We start from the raw sequence: 18,960 nt of genomic DNA, 5'->3' as shown, positions 1-18,960 counted from the left end.
TCGCGGCCACGACGGCGAGGACTCACACGGGCGTCGCGCTCCGTCTCGCCAGCAATGCGAGATGGAGCGAGGCGAGCGTCTCCCCGTCGTCGAGGTCGACGTCCAGCAGATCGCCGATCACCGTGAGGCGCTGATAGAAGACCGACCGCGAGAGGTGACTGGCGTTCGCCGCCGCTGATCGATTCCCGGGGTGCGCGACGAGCGCCGACAGCACATCGATCAGGTCTCCTCGGCGCTCCCGGTCGAACGCCACGACCGGTGCCAGCATCCGCTCGCTGTGCGCGAGAAGGCGATGGTCGTCGCGCAACGAGGCGACGAACCGCTCCAGCGGACGGTCGTCCACGCGCCGCACACGGGGACCGCTGTCCGAACGGTCGCTCGCCGCCAGATCGCGGGCGGCCCGAAGCGAGGCGAGCAGTGCCAGCACGTCGTCCGCAGATGGTCCGACGAACACCGTGCGGTCGGTGCCGACGAGGCTCGTGACGAGCGCATCCGTGAGCGGAGCCGATGCCGGCAGCGAGAGCAGTGCGACATCGTCGTCGCCCACCCGCGCAGCGACGACCGCGACCCCAGCCTTGGCCGCGCGGTGCGCGAGATGCACCGCAGGTTCCGTGCCGCGTGCCACGATGCCGTGGCAGTGCCGCCCCGCGAGCACGAAGCCGCTGGTCGCGAGTCGGGCCTGGATGTCATCCGGACTCGCGAAGCGGGCGCCGAGCAGGTCGTCGATGAGGCCGCGCTGCGCGAGCAGCGACCACTCGGAATCACCGCCGTCCGCGAGGCATCCGAAGGCGAGGGCCGTGGCCCCCTGCTCGAGCACGGTGAGCCGGCCGGCAGGATGCGCAGGTCCGGGGAGTGCGAGCAGCGTCCCCCACCGCACGCCGCGCGCCTGCACGGGCACACGGTCGGCCGAGCGCAGCTTCCCCAGCGCCTCCGCCACCGGCATCCGCAGGGTCTCGTGCGCGATCACCTCGCGCGCCAGGTTCTCCAGCACGACGGGTGCCCCGAGCGCCCTCGCCGTCTCCGCGACGACGACGTCGGCCGGAGCCCCCCGCAGGCTGAGCGCCGTGAAGAGCTCGTGCAGGTGCTGTCGCTCCCGCAGGGCCATGGTCTGCGCCGCGATCAACGCGCGGTGCACTGTCTCCGTGACCGCGACGAACTTGATCTCGCTGGTCAGTGCGATCAATGCGAGCCCACGCTCCGTGCACACCTCCACGACGGCCTCGGGGATGCGCGCCTGGCCAGAGCCGAGCTCGACGACGATACCCGCGACTCCGGCCTGGTGCAGTCCGACCGCGAAAGCACGCAGCTCTGCCGGAGCAGTCGGCCAACCGGCCCCGGTGCTGAGCAGGAGCTCTCCGCCGTCGAGCAGACGGGCGACACCGGCGCTGTCGGACACGTGCACCCAGCGCACGGCGGCATCGAGCGCCCCGCCGCCGACGATCACCTCCGGAGCGCCCGCCTGCAGCACGGGCTCCGCGAGGACGTCGGCGACCGTGAGGAGGGCGTCGCCACGAACCGGACGATCTGTCCGGATGGAGCGGAAGTCCTGACGTTCTGACATCACGACCAGCTCCTCTGCTCTGTGATCATTGAGGAGCACAAGCTTATCGGACACCGGTCAGAGTGTTCGAACGGCGCATTCTTCAGCCCTCGGAGGAACATCGTGGACATCGTCCGTCACGTCATCAACGGAGCGGAGACCGCCGACGCGGCCCGCACCGGCCAGGTCTTCGATCCCGCCACCGGCCAGGTGTCGAAGCAGGTGGCCTTCGCCTCCGCCGCCGAGGTGGACTCCGCGATCGCCGCCGCTGCGGCCGCACTTCCCGCCTGGCGCGAGACGAGCCTGATCAAGCGCGCCGATGTGTTCTTCCGCCTGCGCCAGCTGCTCAAGGAGCGCACGCCGGAGCTCGCCGCGATCGTGACGAGCGAGCACGGAAAGGTGCTCTCGGATGCGGCGGGCGAGGTGTCGCGCGGCATCGAGAACGTCGAGTTCGCCGCAGGCCTCGTGCACCTGCTCAAGGGCGAGCGCAGCGAGCAGGTGGCCCGCGGCGTCGATGTGCACTCGGTCAAGCAGCCGGTCGGCGTCGTCGCGGCGATCACCCCGTTCAACTTCCCGGTCATGGTGCCGCTGTGGATGGTAGCCTCGGCCATCGCCTGCGGCAACACGGTCGTCCTCAAGCCCAGCGAGAAGGACCCGTCCGCCTCCGTCTGGCTCGCGAAGCTCTTCAGCGAGGCGGGCCTGCCCGACGGCGTGCTCAACGTCGTCAACGGCGACAAGGAGGCCGTGGACGCGATCCTGGACTCCCCGCGCGTCAACGCGGTGAGCTTCGTCGGCTCCACTCCCATCGCCCGCTCGATCTACCAGCGCGCCTCGGCGGCCGGCAAGCGTGTGCAGGCCCTCGGCGGCGCGAAGAACCACATGGTCGTGATGCCCGACGCCGACATCGACGCGGCCGCCGACGCCGCGGTCTCCGCTGCCTACGGCTCCGCCGGCGAGCGCTGCATGGCCGTCTCCGTGCTCGTCGCGGTGGGCGACGTCGCCGACGACCTCGTCACCGCGATCGCCGACCGCATCGGTGGTCTCACGATCGGTGCGGGAACGGATGCCGCAAGCGAGATGGGTCCGCTCATCACCCGCGAGCACCGCGACAAGGTCGCCTCCTACGTGACGGGTGCTGAGGCCGAGGGCGCGAAGGTCGTGGTCGACGGCACGCAGAAGGAGTTCGACTCGGAGGGCTTCTTCCTCGGAGTCAGCCTGATCGATCAGGTCGCTCCCGGCATGAAGGTCTACGACGACGAGATCTTCGGCCCGGTGCTGTCGGTCGTGCGCGTCGACACCTACGCCGACGCGGTCGCGCTCGTGAACGCCAACGCCTACGGCAACGGCACCGCGATCTTCACGCGCGACGGTGGCACGGCCCGCCAGTACGAGTTCGACATCGAGGTCGGAATGGTCGGCGTCAACGTGCCGATCCCCGTTCCGATCGGTGCGTACTCCTTCGGCGGATGGAAGGACTCGCTGTTCGGCGACTCGCACATCTACGGCCCCGAGTCGGTGCACTTCTACACGCGCTCCAAGGTGGTCACCACCCGCTGGCCCGACCACACCCCCTCCCAGATCGACCTGGGCTTCCCGAGCAACCACTGATCCGAGGAGCGACGACATGACGAACTACACCGACCGACACGGGGTCGCGCACCCGCTGCCCGCCCCCGAAGCCGAAGCGCAGGTGCGTGCGGACGACCGCGGTCACGTGTTCCACTCCTGGAGCGCGCAGGGCCTGATCGACCCGCTGCCCGTCGCCGCGGGCGAGGGATCGACCTTCTGGGACTACCAGGGCAACGCCTACCTCGACTTCTCTAGCCAGCTCGTGAACCTCAACCTCGGGCACCAGCATCCCGACCTGGTCGCCGCGATCCAGCAGCAGGCCGGACGCCTCGCGACGATCCAGCCCGCCATCGCCAACGACGTGCGCGGCGAGCTCGCACGCCTGATCGCGGAGGTCGCGCCCGAGGGGCTCGAGAAGGTGTTCTTCACCAACGGCGGCGCCGAGGCCAACGAGTACGCGGTGCGCATGGCCCGACAGTTCACGGGGCGCCGCAAGGTGCTGTCGATGTACCGCAGCTACCACGGCTCCACGTCGACCGCGATCTCGCTCACCGGCGACCCGCGGCGCTGGGCGAACGACACGGTCGACTCCGGTGCCGTGCGCTTCTTCGGACCGTACCTCTACCGCTCGCCGTTCCACTCCGAGACCCCGGAGCAGGAGGCGGAGCGGGCGCTCGCGCACCTCGAGCAGACGATCCAGCTCGAGGGACCGCAGACCATCGCGGCGATCATCATCGAGACGGTCGTGGGCACCAACGGCGTGCTCGTCCCACCGCCGGGCTACCTGCAGGGTGTCCGGGAGCTGTGCGACCGATACGGCATCGTGTACATCGCCGACGAGGTCATGGTGGGCTTCGGCCGACTCGGCGAGTGGTTCGGCATCGACGCGTTCGACGCCAGCCCCGACCTGATCACCTTCGCGAAGGGCGTGAACTCGGGCTACGTGCCGCTGGGCGGGGTGGTGATCTCGGACCGCATCGCGAGCGCTTTCGACACGATGCCGTTCGCGGGCGGACTGACCTACTCGGGGCACCCCCTGGCCTGTGCGGCCGGTGTCGCGACGTTCGAGGTGTTCCGTCGGGACGGCATCCTGGAGCGCGTACGCGATCTCGGCACCCGTATCGTCGAGCCGACGGTGCGCGCCTGGGCCGAGAAGCACCCGAGCGTCGGTGACGTGCGCGGCCTCGGGCTGTTCTGGGCCATCGAGCTGGTGCGCGATCAGGAGACGCGCGAGCCCCTCGTGCCGTTCAACGCCTCGGGTGCGGATGCCGCGCCGATGGGCGCCTTCGCCGCGGCAGCCAAGAAGGGCGGGGTCTGGCCGTTCACGCACTTCAACCGCATGCACATCGCTCCGCCGCTGGTGATCAGCGAGGAGGATCTGGTGCGCGGACTCGGCGTGCTCGACGACGCGCTCTCCGTGGCCGACGAGGCCGCTGCCGGACGCTGACTCCGACGCAAGAGGGCCCGGTGACCGTATGGTCGCCGGGCCCTCTTCCGTCGACGACTCACTCCGCCGAGTCGTACACCCGCTCCCCCTCGACCCACGTGCCGCGCACCTCGGTCAGGCCGATCTCTTCGACCGGATGCTCGAACGGGTCGCGGTCGAGCAGCGCGAGGTCGGCGCGCATCCCCACCGCGATCGTGCCGGTGTCGTCGAGGTGGTTCACCCTGGCCGATCCCGCCGTGTACGCGACGAGCGCGGTCGCGAGATCGATCGCCTGCTCGGGCAGGAACGCGGGGTAGTCGCCCTCCCACTCGGTCGGAGCGGAGCGGCGGTTGACCGCGACGTGGATCGCCGCCATCGGATTCGGCGTGCTCACCGACCAGTCGCTTCCCGCGGCGAGCGCAGCCCCCGAGCGCAGCAGGTCACCGAACGGATACTGCCACGCCGATCTCTGTTCCCCGAGGAAGGGGATGGTGAGGTCGACCATCTGCGGCTCCAGCGTCGCCCACAGCATCTGCATGTTGGCGGTGACGTCGAGCGCCCGGAACCGCGGGATGTCGTCGGGGTGCACGACCTGGATGTGGGAGATGTGGTGCGTGTTCCCTCGCGGCCCGTTGCGCACGAGGGCAGCCTCGACCGCATCCAGGCACTCCCGCACCGCGCGGTCGCCGATCGCGTGGAAGTGCAGCGTGAAGCCGAGGGCATCGAGCCGGGTCGCCGCTTCCTTGATCAGCTCCGGTTCGACGAATGAGATCCCGGAGTCCTCGCGCGGATGCCCGTGGCCGTCGCAATACGGCTCCAGCATCGCGGCGGTGAAGTTCTCCGCGACGCCGTCCTGCATGATCTTGACGCTGCGTGCGCGGAAACGCCCGACCGTGCTGTCGTCGCGACGCCGCACGATGTCGTCGATCTGCTCCAGGCCGCGCGAGCGGTCCCACCAGAGCGAGCCCACGACGCGTCCGGTGAGCGCACCCGATGCGGCGGCGGTCAAGTAGGCCGGCAGGGGGTCGCCGGCATCTCCGTACTCGGTGCCGACGATCGCGTCCTGCCACGCCGTCACGCCGTAGGAGTGCAGATGACGTTGCCCCTGCAGGAGTGCCTCCACGAGGCGTTCGGGCGCCTCCGTCGGCAGCAGCCGGTTGACCAGCCCCATCGCGCCCTCGTGCAGCGTACCGCTCGGTGCGCCGCTCGCGTCGCGCTCGATCCGTCCGTCGGGCGGATCGGCCGTCTCCCGGGTGATGCCGGCGAGCTCGAGCGCACGGGAATTGACCCAGGCCCCGTGGCCGTCGCGGTTGGGCAGGAATGCCGGGCGATCGGGCACGACGGAGTCGAGGTCTTCCGCGGTCGGTACACCACCGGGGAACGCCGACATCTGCCAGCCGCCGCCCAGGATCCACTCGTCGTCCGGGTGCTCCTGCGCATATTCGGCGATCCGGGAGAGGTACTCCTCCCGCGTCGACAGCTCGGCGAGGTCGCAGCGGAGCATGTCCAACCCACCCCACACCGGGTGCACATGCGCATCCTGGAAGCCGGGGACCAGGAGCCCGCCATCGAGGTCGACGACCTGGGTGTGCGGGCCGACGAGCGCCGAGACGTCGTGTCCCACCGCGCTGATGCGGCCGTTCGTGACGGCGACGGCGTGTGCGGTCGATCGAGCAGCGTCCGCGAGGAACACCCGTCCTCCTCGCGTGCCGGCCCTGAACACCAGATCTGCGAACATCACGCTCATCCTCCGGCCATCGTGCGGGCGATCTCGGTCGCGGAGTCCCCGGCACGCTTGAGGACGACTGCGACCAGGGCGAGTGCCAGCAGCGTGAGCACCAGCATGATCGTCGACACCGCGGCGATCTCCGGGCGCAGACCACTGCGCAGGGCGCTGAGCACATAGACGGGCCACGGCGTCGTGCCGGAGACCTGCACGAACGCGGAGACGACCGTGTTGTCGAGGCTCAGCGTGAACGAGAGCAGGAACCCCGCGAGCACGGCAGGCATCGCCAGGGGCAGCGTGATCTTGAAGAACGTGCGGACGGGCGGCGCGTAGAGGTCGGCCGAGGCCTCTTCGAGCCGGGCGTCGAGCCCCACGAGCCGCGCCCGCACGATGTACGACACGATCGCGATCGAGAACAGCGACTGTCCCACCACGAGTCTCATGGTGCCGTCGTTGAAGATGCCGATCCCGGCGTCCTGCCCGAGGAAGACCAACCACGGCAGGAGCGCGACGGCATCCACGATCTCCGGCGTCACCGACACGAGCAGCAGGAGTCCGAGGAACCACCACACCCACTTGCCGGGGTTGCGGGCCATCGCGATACCGGCGAGGGTTCCCAGCGCGGTGGCGAGCAGAGCAGCCAGCAGGCCGGTACGCACCGAGACGAGCACCGCATCGCGGATCGCCGGCTTGTTCACGATCGCGAGGAACGAGTCGAAGCCGAAGTGATCCCACGACACCAGGAGCCGGCCGACGTTGAACGAGTACGCGATGATCACGAGGATCGGCAGGAACAGGAACAGGAACACCAGCGCCGCCCAGATCGGCAGCACGAAGCGACCGACCCCTCGGCGCACGCGTGGTGTGGTCTTCTGCGGTCCATCGGTCAAGGCGGTCATGATCCCTCCCCCAGGACGAGTCGGTTGCGTTGCCGGAGCGGCAGGGTCACGAGCCAGAGGATTCCGGCAGCGACGGCGATCGAGAGCATGATGACGATGATGAGCAGCACCGCCATCGCCGAGCCGAGCGCCCAGTTCTGCGCCGTCTGGAACTGGCTCGCCACGACCTGCCCGATCATGTTGCCCTTCGCCCCTCCCAGCACGGTCGCGGTGATGTAGTCGCCCATGAGCGGGATGTACACCAGCAGCACCCCCGCGATGATGCCGGGCCTGGCCAGGGGAACGGTCACCCGCAGGAAGGTCGTGACGCTGTTCGCCCCGAGGTCCTTGCTCGCCTCGCGCAGCGGTCCCGACACCCGGTCGAACGCCACGAACAGCGGCAGGATCATCAGCGGCAGGTAGTTGTAGACGACCCCGAGCAGCACGGCACCGCGTGAGTACAGCAGATCCAGCGGACCCGGGACGATGCCGATCCCCTGCAGCAGCTGCGACAACCACCCCTCGGGGGCGAGGATCACCTGCCAGCCGATCGTGCGCACCAGGAAGTTGGTCCAGAACGGCACCATCACGAGCGCGAGCAGGAGTCCGCGCTTCGAGGGCGGAGCCTTCACCGCGATCCAGTACGCGACCGGACCGCCGATCACCAGGCACAGCGCCGTGCCGAGGATGCCGATCCACAGCGTGTTCACGAACGTGCTGAAGAACGTCGGGGAGAGAGCTTCGACGTAGCGGTCGAACGAGAGGTGATCGAGCGCGTGCGTGGCGAAGATGCTCGGCTTGTAGCCGAAGCTGAACACCACGACCATGAAGATCGGGGCCACGAAGAAGACGAGCAGCCAGACCCAGGCGGGGATCGCGAGACCGAATCTGAGCTTAGGCACCGGCGGCCGCCTTCATCGAGTTCCAGATCGAGACGACACGGTCCTGCGCCTCGGTCAGCTTGCCCTCGTGCATCGTGGCCACCTGCTCCTCGTCGAAGAACACCATGTCGAGCCGCTCCAGACCCGCCGCCTCCGCTTCCTCTCGGATTCCGGAGATCCCGGTGTCGTAGCCGATGTAGTCGACCTGTGCGAGCTGCACGTCCGGTTGCAGCACGAAGTCGATGAACGCGTGCGCGGCCTCGGGGTGCGGGGCTCCGGCGGCGATGGCCCAGTTGTCCATCCACAGTTCCGTCGCAGGACTCCCGAGCACCCATTGCCAGCGGTCAGGGTCGTCCGACTCGAAGATGCCGAGCCGCGCGTCGCCGTTGTACGACTGCAGCAGCGCGTGCGACGCCTGCGGGATCGACGACCCACCGGGGTAGGAGTCGAACGCCGAGACGTGCGGAGCCAGATCTTTCACGAGGAACTTCTCCACCGCGTCGAGGTCGTCGGGATCGGTGGTGGTCCAGTCGATGCCGTTCGCCCAGAAGTAGATGCCCAGAAGCGGTGCCGGGTCGTCGAGCACCGAGGTCGAGCCGGATGCCTCGTTCTGCGCGGCGTCGATGAAGTCGTTCCAGGTGGTGAGCTCGCGCGAGATCACGCGCTTGTCGTACACGAACCCGGTCGTGCCCCAGGCCTTGCACACCGAGTATTCGTTGCCCGGATCCCACGAGCGTCCGCGGAACTCGGGCGCCACGTGCTTCATGTTCGGCAGCAGGTCGAGGTTGAACTTCTGCAGGAGCCCGTTCTCCGCCATGGGACCGACGAAGACCCCGGTCGGCACCACGATGTCGTAGCCGGACGTGCCGCGGGCGGCGACCAGCTTCGCGATCAGCTCCTCGTTCGAGTTGAAGGCATCGAGCACGATCCTCGGGCCGTTCTCCGCGGTGAACTGCTCGAGCACCTCCGGAGCGTCGTAGTCGCCCCAGCTGTAGATCGAGAGTCTGTCCTCGAGCGGGCCGCCCTTCGCGTGCACCGCCGCGGCGTTCTGTCCCGGGGCGCACGCGCTGAGCACGACTGCACCGCCGGCCATGATCGCGGTGGCGAGGAAGCCACGGCGGGTCAGCTCGGTGCGGATCACCCGCGCCGCGCTCCGGTGCGCCAGCACGCGCACCGGAGGTACGCCCGTCACAGCCCGCCGTCCTTGGGCAGCGTGATCACGTGCGTCGCGGTGGTGGGGATGCCTTCGGCCGCGAACAGTCGCGCATCCGCGGGGTCCCAGACGCAGCGGACCGCATCGTCCACTCCCACCCGCGGGGCGGTGGGTGCCGGCATGCGGGAGAGGAACGTGGCATCCTCACCCACCCGGACCGCGACCTGCAGGGTCTCCCCCAGGTGCGAGACGCCGAGCACGCGTCCGGGAACACCGCCGCCCTCGCCCTGTTCCAGACGGATGTACTCGGGCCGGATGGCGGCGACGGCCGGCTGCCCCGCCGTCACACGCTCCCCGCCCCAGCGACCCGCGATCACACCGATGGCTGTGTCGACCGCGTCCCCGGCCGCCCGCACCGTGCCGTGCACGAAGTTCTGCTGCCCGATGAACGACGCCACGTACGCAGAGGCCGGCTCCGCGTAGATGGCGTCCGGTGCGTCGAGCTGCTCGATCCGACCGGCGCGCATCACGGCGATCCGATCACTCATCGACAGCGCCTCGGCCTGATCGTGGGTGACGAACACGAAGGTCGTGCCCAGCCGCGCCTGCAGCAGCTTGAGCTCGAGCTGCATCTCCTCGCGCAGCTGACGGTCCAGCGCCGCCAAGGGCTCGTCGAGCAGGAGCACGCTCGGCCGGTTGATGAGCGCCCGCGAGAGGGCGATGCGCTGCTGCTGGCCGCCCGACAGCTGTGTGGGCTTGCGGTCGGCGAAGGCCCGCAGCTGCACCATGTCGAGGGCTTCACTCACCCGTTCGCGCTGCTCTGCCTTGGGCACGCGCCGCTGCTGCAGCCCGTAGGCGACGTTCTCGGCGACCGTGAGATGAGGGAAGAGGGCGTATGCCTGGAAGACGGTGTTCACCTCGCGCCGGTACGGAGGGAGGTTCAGCACGCTGCGGCCGGAGATGAGGATGTCTCCCCCGTCCGGGTACTCGAAGCCCGCGATCATGCGCAGGGTGGTCGTCTTTCCGCAGCCGGACGGGCCGAGCAGAGAGAGGAACTCCCCCGGCTGCACGTCGAGGCTCAGATCGTCGACCGCCGTGGCGGTGCCGTAGCGCTTGGTGACACGGTCGATGCGCACCGCGCCGGTGGCAGCAGGTGCGTCGAGTGTGGCCGTCGACATTCGGGTGTTGTCGGGCATGGAGCCTCCCCATTGAGATTCGCTTGTCGCGAGTCTGTCACAGGAAGGACGCCAGGTATAGCGAAATCGGAAGCCTCTTGATCAATCCGCAACGATATCCGTTGCAGATTCGAGAAATGGCGACCGATTAGCGCCGCTCAGAGAAGGAAGCCGCGCAGCAGGGATTCGGACCCGGCGAGATGGTCGCGCATCGCCGCCTCGGCGGCATCCGGACGTCCGGCGAGGATCGCGGAGACGATGCTCTCGTGCTGCTCCCCCGAGTGCTGGATGTTGCGCGGCATCAGCGGGAAGGTATCGAGCCAGGCGTTGACGTCGGCCCTGTTCTCGGCGACGAGCGCGACCAGCGAAGGGATTCCGGCGGCCTCGGCGATGGCCAGGTGCAACAGGGTGTCCAGGCGCCGATACTCGTCCGGACCCGCCGGCAGTGCAGCCTCGTGCCGCGCCCAGAGGTCGGCCCGGGTCGCGGCGTCCAAGGAGCGGCTCGCTGCCGCCCGTACGGCTCCCGTCTCGAGCACGCGGCGCAGTCCGAGCACGTCGTCGATCTCGTCCGGCGTCACCGCCCCCGGCACGGTCGGGTGGGGCAGCGGGTCGGCCACGAACGTCCCCCCGTAACGGCCACGCCGCGGCAGCAGGTAACCGGTGTCGGCCAGCTCGCGGATCGCCTCGCGCACGGTGTCGCGACTCACCCCGAACGACGCTGCGAGCTCTCGCTCCGGCGGCAGCGACTCACCGGGGGCGACCACACCGAGCCGGATCGTCTGCACGAGTCTGGCCACCGTGTCCTCGAGCGCATTGCCGCGCCGCAGCGGCCGGTAGACGGCCCTTCGCACTTCGACGAGGTCGCCGTCGTGGGAGTGCTCGCTCATGCCTTCACCCTGTCACAGCGAGGTGAGGGTGGCTCACAGCGGGGTGACGTAGGCGTTGGTGATCCCGCCGTCCACGACGAAGGCACTCGCGGTGATGAACGACGCATCGTCCGAGGCGAGGAAGGCCACTGCCGCCGCGAGCTCGGCGGGCTCGGCGAAGCGCCCCATCGGCACGTGCACGAGGCGTCGCTGTGCTCGCTCCGGGTCTTTCGCGAACAGCTCCTGCAGCAGCGGGGTGTTCACCGGCCCAGGGCACAGCGCGTTCACCCGCACCCCCTGTCGCGCGAACTGCACACCGAGCTCGCGGGACATGGCCAGCACGCCGCCCTTCGACGCGGTGTAGCTGATCTGCGAGGTGGCCGAGCCCAGCAGCGCCACGAAGGATGCGGTGTTGATGATCGATCCGCGGCCCGCCGGGACCATGTGCCGCAGTGCCGCACGGCTGCACAGGTACACGCTCTTCAGGTTCACATCCTGCACGCGGTCCCAGGCCGGGAGCTCCGTGGTCTCGATCGAGTCGTCGTCGGCCGGAGAGATGCCCGCGTTGTTGAAGGCGATGTCGATCCGCCCGAACTCCTCCGCGACGCCGTCGAACAGCGCGTTCACCTTCGCCTCGTCGGCGACGTCGACCGGGCGGAAAACACCGCCGACCTCGGCAGCCGCCGACTGTCCGGTCGCCGGGTCGACGTCGGCGATCACGACGAAGGCCCCCTCTGCGGCGAACCGCTGGGCGGTGGCGAAGCCGATGCCGCTCGCTCCGCCGGTGATGATGGCGACGCGGTCCTTGAGGCGCTGGGTCAGATCGATGCTCATGTGGATTCTCCGTTCCGGATGGGTGAGAGGACGACGCGATCAGGCTTCATCGGTCGCGAAGAAGACGTTCTTGGTCTCGGCGAAGTGCTCGGCGGCGTCGGGGCCGAGTTCGCGCCCCAGGCCTGACGCCTTCATGCCGCCGAACGGCGTGGAGTACCGCACCGAGGAGTGCGAGTTCACGGACAGCACCCCGCTGCGCACACCCCGCGCCACGCGCACGCCCCGTCCGAGGTTCTCGGTCCAGAGCGAGCCGGCGAGACCGTACGCGGTGTCGTTGGCCAGACGGATGGCGTCGGCCTCGTCCTCGAACGGCATCACCGCGACGACGGGCCCGAACACCTCCTGCTGGGCGATGCGGTCGGAGGGGTCGGCGAGCACGACTGCCGGGGCGAACCAGAACCCGTCCCCGTCGGGGGCGCTCCCCCGGAAGGCGATGTCCGCACCATCGAGGAACGATGCGACGGTCTCGCGGTGTCCCGCAGAGATGAGCGGTCCCATGTCGGTGTCCTCATGCGCGGGGTCGCCCACGCGCCACGCGGCGACGGCCGGTTCGAGCAGCTCGAGGAACCGGTCGTAGACCGAGCGCTGCACCAGCAGCCGGCTGCGGGCACAGCAGTCCTGTCCGGCGTTGTCGAACACGGATCCGGGAACTCCGGCTGCGGCACGTTCGAGATCGGCATCCTCGAACACGATGTTCGCGCTCTTGCCGCCGAGTTCGAGCGTGACCGGCTTCAACGCCCGTGCGCATCCCGCCGCGACCTCGACACCCACCTCGGTCGAGCCCGTGAAGACCACCTTGCGCACGTCCGGGTGCTCGACGAGCCGCTGCCCGACCACCGAGCCCGATCCCGTCACCACCTCGAACAGTCCCTCAGGGAGCCCGGCTTCGCGCGCGAGCTCGGCGAGGCGGAGCGCGGTGAGCGGTGTCAGCTCCGCCGGCTTCAACACGACGGCGTTACCTGCGGCGAGCGCCGGTGCGAAAGCCCACGACGCGATCGTCATCGGGAAGTTCCAGGGAACGATGACGCCGACCACGCCGTAGGGGTCGTGGAACGTGACGTCGAGGCCACCGGCCACCGGGATCTGCCTCCCCGACAGGCGCTCCGGGTCGGCGGAGTAGTAGTTGAGCACCTGGGCGACGTGACCCGCCTCCCAGCGGGCGGAGCCGATCGGATGCCCGGAGTTGAGCACTTCGAGCTGTGCGAGCTCCTCGGCCGCGCCTTCCACCGCGCGGGCGAAGGAACGAAGAGCATCGGCTCGTGCCACCGGGGCGAGGGCCGCCCATCGACGCTGCGCCGCGACGGCGCGGGCGATCGCCGCGTCGGTCTCGGCGACGTCGGCCCTGGCGACCTCCCGGATCGCGGCCCCGGTCGACGGGTTGATGACAGTGAACGCGCTCATCGGGCGTCCTCCTTCCGCTCCGCGGCGTACGCACGAGCCTGTGAGACGAGATCTTCGAAGAGACGTCGGTCTTCGGCGTTCTCCTCAGGATGCCATTGGATGCCGACGACGTGACCGGCCGAGGTGTCGACGAACGCCTGCACGAGCCCATCGTCCGAGTGGGCAGCGGCGACCAGTCCTTCTCCGAGCCGGTCGATGCCCTGATGGTGATAGCTGTGCACGCGCACGTCTCCGGCGCCGAGGACTCCGGCGAGCGCGGTGTCGTCCGCGACCTCGATGTCGTTCTCGGCGAACACGCCTCCGCCCAGGCGGTAGCGCTCGGTGCCGAGCGTCTCGGGCAGGTGCTGCTGCAGAGTGCCCCCTCGAGCCACGTTGACGAGTTGAAGCCCACGACAGATCGCGAGCACCGGGATCCGCCGTCGTTCGGCCGCCCGGAACAGCGCGAGCTCCCAGGCGTCGCGGTCGACCCGGGCGGGGTCGGTCAGCGGATGCCGCTCCTCCCCGTAGAGCTCGGGGGCCACGTCGGCACCTCCGGACAGGATCAGGCCGTCCAGCCCGGCGATGGCCGCGTCCGCCGAATCCGGGTCCTGCGGCGGCAGGAGCAGTGCGATTCCGCCCGACGCCGTCACCCCGGTCAGATACTGCTCGGGCAGGAACGCCGCCCGCACATCCCACACCCCCTGCTGCGCCCGCTCGAGGTAGGTGGTGACACCGATCAGCGGTGCCGATTCAGAGCCGCTCGAAACCACGGATCCGCTCCCAGTCGGTGACGGCGGCGTCGTAGGCCTCGACCTCGATGCGCGCCTGGTTCAGGTAGTGATCCACGACATCGTCACCGAACGCCTCGCGCGCGATGGTCGACTCGCTGAACAGCTGTGCTGCTTCGCGCAGTGTCGTCGGCAGGTGTTCGACCCCGGCCTCATAGGCGTTGCCGGTGAAGCGATCGGGCAGGGGCAGTTCGTTCTCGATGCCGTACAGGCCGCCCGCGATGATGGCCGAGATCCCGAGGTAGGGATTCACGTCTCCGCCCGGCACCCGGTTCTCGACCCGGAGCCCTGATCCCGCGCCGATCACACGCAGCGCGCACGTGCGGTTGTCGATGCCCCAGGCCACGCCCGTCGGGGCGAAGCTGCCCTTCGCGAAGCGCTTGTACGAGTTGATGTTGGGCGCATAGAGCAGCGTGAACTCCCGAAGCGTGGCGAGGATGCCGGCGATCCAGTGCTCCATGATCGGACTGAACCCGTGCTCGCCGTCACCGGCCATGACCGGAGTGCCGTCGTCGGCGCGCAACGAGAGGTGGATGTGGCAGCTGTTGCCCTCGCGCTCGTTGAACTTAGCCATGAAGGTGAGCGCCTGGCCGTGCTGCTCCGCGATCTCCTTCGCACCGTTCTTGTAGAGCGCGTGCTGGTCGGCGGTCTCGCGCACCTCCGCATAGCGGAAGGCGATCTCCTGCTGCCCGAGGTTGCACTCCCCCTTCACGCCCTCGCAGTAGAGGCCCGCGCCGTCCATGCTGTTGCGGATGTCGCGCAGCAGCGGCTCGAGCCGCGTGGAGGCGAGCAGGTTGTAGTCGACGTTGTAGTCGGTCGACGGCGTCAAGCCTTCGTATCTGCGGGCCCAGGCGTCGCGGTAGGTGTTGTCGAAGACGATGAACTCGAGCTCGGTGCCCGAGAACGCGGTCCAGCCGCGCTCGGCGAGTCGATCTCGCTGACGGTCGAGGATCGCCCGCGGCGACGGGCCGACCGGCTCGCCGTTCCCCCACACCAGATCGGCGATCACGAGGGCCGTGCCCTCCAACCAGGGGATCCGCCGCAGCGTGGCGACGTCGGGCCGCAGCACCATGTCTCCGTAGCCGCGATCCCACCCCGACATCGCGTAGCCGTCGACCGTGTTCATGTCGACATCGACCGACAGCAGGTAGTCGCAGGCCTCGGCACCGTGATGCAGGATGTCCTCCTGGAACAGCCGGGCGGACACCCGCTTGCCGACCAGGCGACCCTGCGCGTCGGCGAAGGCCACGATCACCGTGTCGATCTCGCCGGCGGCGATGCCGGCATCCAGTTGCTCGATGCTCAGGTTTCCCGCCATCGTCTCGCTCCCGTCGTCGTGGTGAAGCGATCGGCCGACCGGCTTCGCCATCAGAGTAGATCACCAAGACGTTTAAAGGTAGACGAAACCACCATTGACTGCCACAATCATCCGCAAGGTGCACCCGGCGCCTGTGTGTGCATGCGAACGGAGAGCGGATGTCTGAGCAGAGCAATGAATCCCGCAAGGTCGCTGGGGCGACCTATACACGTGCCGGGAACGAGTACTTCGAGAAACGCACCCTGAAGAGGTCGGCAGGCGTCTGGGGCCTGTGGGGCCTCGCGGTCGCCGCCGTCATCTCCGGAGACTTCTCGGGCTGGAACTTCGGCATCGACTTCGCGGGCTTCGGCGGGATGCTGATCGCCTTCGCGATCCTCGTTCTCATGTACTACGGCATGATCTTCGCGATCGGCGAGATGGCCGCGATGATGCCGCACACCGGGGGCGCCTACTCCTTCGCGCGATCGGCGATGGGCCCGTGGGGCGGCCTGGTCACGGGCGCCGCCGAGACGATCGAATACGTCGCGACCACGGCGGTGATCGTCTACTTCTCGGCGTCGTATGCGAACGGCATCACGAGCGAGCTGCTGGGGCTCCAGTTGCCGGGGTGGCTCTGGTACCTCATCCTCTACGTCGTGTTCATCGCTCTCAACTCCGCGGGGGCCGCGATCTCGTTCCGGTTCGCGATCGTCGTCTCGATCATCTCGATCGGCATCATCCTGGTGTTCTCCCTGATGGCGATCTTCTCCGGCGCCTTCAGCTGGGCCGCACTGTGGGACATCGCCCCCGACCCGGGCCAGACCGAGTTCCTGCCGCACGGCGTGCTGCCGATCCTCTTCGCGCTGCCGTTCGCGATGTGGTTCTTCCTCGGCATCGAAGAGCTGCCCCTGGCCGCCGAGGAGTCGCACAATCCGACGCGTGACATCCCCAAGGCCGGTTTCTGGGCGCGCGGAACGCTCATCGTCACGGGCCTGCTCGTCCTCTTCCTGAACACCGGCGTGATCGGTGCCGAGGCCACCGGCACTGCGGGCGAGCCGCTGCTCGACGGCTTCCGCGCGATCGTGGGCGATCAGCTCGCCGCTGTGCTCGCCCTCTTCGCCCTCATCGGGCTGCTGGCCTCACTGCAGGGCATCATGTTCGCCTACGGCCGCAACATGTACTCCCTGTCCCGCGCGGGCTACTACCCGCGCTTCCTCTCCCTCACCGGCAAGCAGCAGACACCCTGGGTGGCGCTCGTGGTGGGTGCGGCGATCGGCTTCATCGCCCTCATCGTGCTCGACGTGCTCGCGGCCGTCGATGCCAAGGGTGCAGGGTCGGTGGCCGGCGCGATCGTGCTGAACATCGCGGTCTGGGGCGCGGTGCTCGCCTACGGACTCCAGCTGGTGTCGTTCATGATCCTGCGCAAGAAGTACCCCGACGTCGCGCGCCCGTACCGGAGCCCGTGGGGGATCCCCGGTGCGGCTGTCGCGCTCGTGATCGCCGCGCTGATCTTCGTCGGCTTCCTGTTGAATCCGACGTTCGGTCCCGCCATCGTGGCGATCGCCATCGTCTACGTCGTGATCCTGCTCGGGTTCGGACTCTTCTTCCGGCACCGCCTGGTGCTGTCACCCGAAGAGGAGTACGCGATCTCGGGCGGCTCCCACGGCGACCCGCAGGCCGAGGGGTACGACGCCATGGAGGGCGAGGTGTTCGACGGCACCGGCAGGTGACCCACCGCACAGCGCCTCGACGACTTCGTCGGGGCGCTGTGTCGCGCGGACCTCGGGCCGCTACTTGCGGTCGAAGTCGAAAGCCTTGAGCAGCTCGACGACGGCCTTCTCGCGCTCTTCGCCGCCCTCTTCGAACATATGCGTGACGTGAGTCTGCAGGTGGTTCTCCAGAAGCAGGCGGTTGAGTGATTCGAGGGAGCGCTGGATGGCGCGTGACTGCGTGATGATGTCCATGCAGTAGTCCTCGTTCTCGATCATCCGCGCGACTCCGCGCATCTGTCCTTCGAGGATGCTGGTGCGGTGCAGAGCACGTTTCTTGATGTCTTCGATCACCCCTCGAGGGTACTCCCCCCAGGGGGTATTCGGCTGTCTGAGCGCCGAGACAGCCGCCGGCCGACAGGCGGGGCCGCCGGAGCACTGGCGTGAAAGGATGACGTCATGCCGCGAACACCGATGACGCAGCTCTCTCCTGCCGACCAGGAGCGCCTCCGCGCGCTCCGACGCATGAAGGCCGTCGCCCTCGGCGCGCTGGTGTTCATGGCCGTGGTGTTCGTGTTCGCCTTCGCGTTCCAGCAGCGCATCGAGGGGCTCGCCTACGTGCGTGCGGCGGCCGAAGGCGGCATGGTGGGTGCGCTCGCGGACTGGTTCGCGGTGACCGCGCTCTTCCGCCGCCCGCTCGGGCTCCCCATCCCGCACACCGCGATCATCCCCAACCGCAAGGACGAGATCGGCCGCTCCCTCGGCGAGTTCGTGGAGACGAACTTCCTCGAAGCCAGCGTGGTGCGCACCAAGCTGTCGACCACGAAGATCGCTCTGCGCGCCGGGGAGTGGCTGCGCGAGGCTCCGCATGCGGAGCGGGTCGGCGCCGAAGGAGCGACGATCGCCACGGCCGTGCTCAACGCGCTGAGCGACGACGATGTGCGAGACCTCATCACAGACCTCGCCCGCGAGCATCTGGTCGATCCAGAGTGGGGCCCGCCCGCCGGAGCGTGGCTCGAGAAGATCGTGGAGGCCGACGCCCACCACGGCGCCGTCGACCTCGCCGCCGACAGCATCTCACGCTGGCTCGACTCCAACGCCGAGTCGTTCAGCGGCCTGGTCTCCCGACGCTTGCCGGGGTGGGTGCCGAAGCTGGCCCATCGATTCGTGGACGACACGGTGTATCACGAGGCGGTCAAGTTCGTGCATGCCGTGCAGGCCGACCCCCGCCACCCGGCACGCCTCGCGGTCGACGGCTATCTGGCGCGGCTGGCGGACAGCCTGCAGAACGACCCGGCGACGCGGGCGAAGCTCGAGAACGCCAAGGCATCGCTGTTCGACAGCCCTCGGGTCGGTGCCCTGGCCGCCGAGGCATGGAACACCGCGAAGAACGGCCTGCTCGCTGCCCTCGCCGATCCCGAGAGCGGCCTCCGACGCCGCGCCGTGCAGGCCCTGCAGGAGGTCGGCGAGCGCCTCACGACCGACACCGCGCTGCAGAACCGCGTCGACACCTGGGTGTCGGACGCCGCCGTCTTCCTCGTCGATCGCTACCGGCACGACATCGCCTCGATCATCACCGACACCGTCGAACGCTGGGATCCGGCCGAGACGACGGAGAAGATCGAACTGATGGTCGGCCGCGACCTGCAGTACATCCGCCTGAACGGTACGTTCGTCGGCGCCTTGGCCGGCCTCGTGATCTTCTCGATCGCCCACGCCCTCATCCCCGGAGTGTGAT

At 68.9% G+C, this 18,960-nt stretch carries 16 protein-coding genes; 4 read left to right on the top strand and 12 right to left on the bottom strand.

Annotated elements, in window-relative coordinates; genetic code table 11:
• Positions 1-22: 22 nt before the first annotated feature.
• Entirely contained in the window at positions 23-1,615 is a 1,593-nt protein-coding gene (locus tag RN51_RS07535; RefSeq protein ID WP_231579248.1) for a PucR family transcriptional regulator, read from the bottom strand.
• A gap of 48 nt (positions 1,616-1,663) precedes the next feature.
• On the opposite strand from RN51_RS07535, the gene RN51_RS07530 reads away from it, so the two are divergent.
• Both RN51_RS07530 and RN51_RS07525 read left to right on the top strand, forming a co-directional pair.
• A complete protein-coding gene (locus RN51_RS07530) occupies positions 1,664-3,148 on the top strand; it encodes a CoA-acylating methylmalonate-semialdehyde dehydrogenase (protein WP_045263432.1) in 1,485 nt (494 codons plus the stop codon).
• Between the two features lie 16 nt (positions 3,149-3,164).
• On the top strand, positions 3,165-4,556 hold the full coding sequence (locus tag RN51_RS07525) for an aspartate aminotransferase family protein (protein ID WP_045263431.1): 1,392 nt from the start codon (positions 3,165-3,167) through the stop codon (positions 4,554-4,556).
• Positions 4,557-4,614: 58 nt separating this feature from the next.
• Here the strand turns inward: RN51_RS07525 and RN51_RS07520 are convergent, their stop codons facing one another.
• From RN51_RS07520 to RN51_RS07475, 10 genes are all read right to left on the bottom strand, one after another.
• Positions 4,615-6,273 (bottom strand): amidohydrolase, encoded by a 1,659-nt coding sequence (locus RN51_RS07520; RefSeq protein ID WP_231579252.1) that lies wholly within the window; start codon positions 6,271-6,273, stop codon positions 4,615-4,617.
• A 5-nt stretch (positions 6,274-6,278) separates the two neighbouring features.
• Positions 6,279-7,160, bottom strand: coding sequence for an ABC transporter permease (locus RN51_RS07515; RefSeq protein ID WP_231579247.1), 882 nt, complete (start codon positions 7,158-7,160; stop codon positions 6,279-6,281).
• Positions 7,157-8,041, bottom strand: a complete 885-nt coding sequence (locus RN51_RS07510) for an ABC transporter permease (protein ID WP_045263429.1) — start codon at positions 8,039-8,041, stop codon at positions 7,157-7,159. The genes RN51_RS07515 and RN51_RS07510 overlap by 4 nt, the downstream gene beginning before the upstream one ends.
• A complete protein-coding gene (locus RN51_RS07505) occupies positions 8,034-9,212 on the bottom strand; it encodes a polyamine ABC transporter substrate-binding protein (RefSeq protein WP_045263428.1) in 1,179 nt (392 codons plus the stop codon). The genes RN51_RS07510 and RN51_RS07505 overlap by 8 nt, the downstream gene beginning before the upstream one ends.
• Positions 9,209-10,369 carry an ABC transporter ATP-binding protein gene (locus RN51_RS07500; RefSeq protein WP_082066507.1) on the bottom strand — a complete coding sequence of 387 codons (1,161 nt, stop codon included), beginning with the start codon at positions 10,367-10,369 and terminating at the stop codon, positions 9,209-9,211. Before RN51_RS07500 ends, RN51_RS07505 begins: the two co-directional genes overlap by 4 nt.
• Before the next feature lie 137 nt (positions 10,370-10,506).
• On the bottom strand, positions 10,507-11,235 hold the full coding sequence (locus RN51_RS07495; RefSeq protein WP_045263427.1) for a FadR/GntR family transcriptional regulator: 729 nt from the start codon (positions 11,233-11,235) through the stop codon (positions 10,507-10,509).
• A gap of 33 nt (positions 11,236-11,268) precedes the next feature.
• On the bottom strand, positions 11,269-12,048 hold the full coding sequence (locus tag RN51_RS07490; RefSeq protein ID WP_045263426.1) for a 3-oxoacyl-ACP reductase: 780 nt from the start codon (positions 12,046-12,048) through the stop codon (positions 11,269-11,271).
• A gap of 39 nt (positions 12,049-12,087) precedes the next feature.
• Complete coding sequence (locus RN51_RS07485) at positions 12,088-13,449, bottom strand: aldehyde dehydrogenase family protein (RefSeq protein ID WP_045263425.1); 1,362 nt, start codon at positions 13,447-13,449, stop codon at positions 12,088-12,090.
• The gene (locus RN51_RS07480; RefSeq protein WP_045263424.1) at positions 13,446-14,198 is read right to left on the bottom strand and encodes a gamma-glutamyl-gamma-aminobutyrate hydrolase family protein; all 753 of its coding nucleotides are present in this window, start codon (positions 14,196-14,198) and stop codon (positions 13,446-13,448) included. Before RN51_RS07480 ends, RN51_RS07485 begins: the two co-directional genes overlap by 4 nt.
• Entirely contained in the window at positions 14,179-15,585 is a 1,407-nt protein-coding gene (locus RN51_RS07475) for a glutamine synthetase family protein (protein ID WP_045263423.1), read from the bottom strand. Before RN51_RS07475 ends, RN51_RS07480 begins: the two co-directional genes overlap by 20 nt.
• Positions 15,586-15,692: 107 nt before the next feature.
• Here RN51_RS07475 and RN51_RS07470 point away from each other — a divergent pair, with 107 nt between their 5' ends.
• Positions 15,693-17,243 carry an amino acid permease gene (locus RN51_RS07470; RefSeq protein ID WP_045263422.1) on the top strand — a complete coding sequence of 517 codons (1,551 nt, stop codon included), beginning with the start codon at positions 15,693-15,695 and terminating at the stop codon, positions 17,241-17,243.
• Between the two features lie 60 nt (positions 17,244-17,303).
• Here the strand turns inward: RN51_RS07470 and RN51_RS07465 are convergent, their stop codons facing one another.
• On the bottom strand, positions 17,304-17,576 hold the full coding sequence (locus RN51_RS07465; RefSeq protein WP_045263421.1) for a metal-sensitive transcriptional regulator: 273 nt from the start codon (positions 17,574-17,576) through the stop codon (positions 17,304-17,306).
• 105 nt (positions 17,577-17,681) lie between these two features.
• On the opposite strand from RN51_RS07465, the gene RN51_RS07460 reads away from it, so the two are divergent.
• Entirely contained in the window at positions 17,682-18,959 is a 1,278-nt protein-coding gene (locus tag RN51_RS07460; protein WP_045263420.1) for a DUF445 domain-containing protein, read from the top strand.
• Position 18,960 lies beyond the last annotated feature (1 nt).

Source organism: Microbacterium oxydans (genome assembly GCF_000956405.1).
Classification (GTDB): domain Bacteria; phylum Actinomycetota; class Actinomycetes; order Actinomycetales; family Microbacteriaceae; genus Microbacterium; species Microbacterium oxydans_C.
Note: the sequence above shows the minus strand (reverse complement) of the source record. Positions and strands in the feature narration are given on the sequence as shown.

What these genes read in the sequence shown, in the direction of transcription:
- RN51_RS07525 (WP_045263431.1), top strand. Translation starts at nt 3,165, where the DNA reads ATGACGAACTACACCGACCGACACGGGGTCGCGCACCCGCTGCCCGCC.
- RN51_RS07520 (WP_231579252.1), bottom strand. Translation starts at nt 6,273, where the DNA reads ATGTTCGCAGATCTGGTGTTCAGGGCCGGCACGCGAGGAGGACGGGTG.
- RN51_RS07515 (WP_231579247.1), bottom strand. Translation starts at nt 7,160, where the DNA reads ATGACCGCCTTGACCGATGGACCGCAGAAGACCACACCACGCGTGCGC.
- RN51_RS07500 (WP_082066507.1), bottom strand. Translation starts at nt 10,369, where the DNA reads ATGCCCGACAACACCCGAATGTCGACGGCCACACTCGACGCACCTGCT.
- RN51_RS07495 (WP_045263427.1), bottom strand. Translation starts at nt 11,235, where the DNA reads ATGAGCGAGCACTCCCACGACGGCGACCTCGTCGAAGTGCGAAGGGCC.
- RN51_RS07490 (WP_045263426.1), bottom strand. Translation starts at nt 12,048, where the DNA reads ATGAGCATCGATCTGACCCAGCGCCTCAAGGACCGCGTCGCCATCATC.
- RN51_RS07485 (WP_045263425.1), bottom strand. Translation starts at nt 13,449, where the DNA reads ATGAGCGCGTTCACTGTCATCAACCCGTCGACCGGGGCCGCGATCCGG.
- RN51_RS07475 (WP_045263423.1), bottom strand. Translation starts at nt 15,585, where the DNA reads ATGGCGAAGCCGGTCGGCCGATCGCTTCACCACGACGACGGGAGCGAG.
- RN51_RS07470 (WP_045263422.1), top strand. Translation starts at nt 15,693, where the DNA reads ATGTCTGAGCAGAGCAATGAATCCCGCAAGGTCGCTGGGGCGACCTAT.
- RN51_RS07460 (WP_045263420.1), top strand. Translation starts at nt 17,682, where the DNA reads ATGCCGCGAACACCGATGACGCAGCTCTCTCCTGCCGACCAGGAGCGC.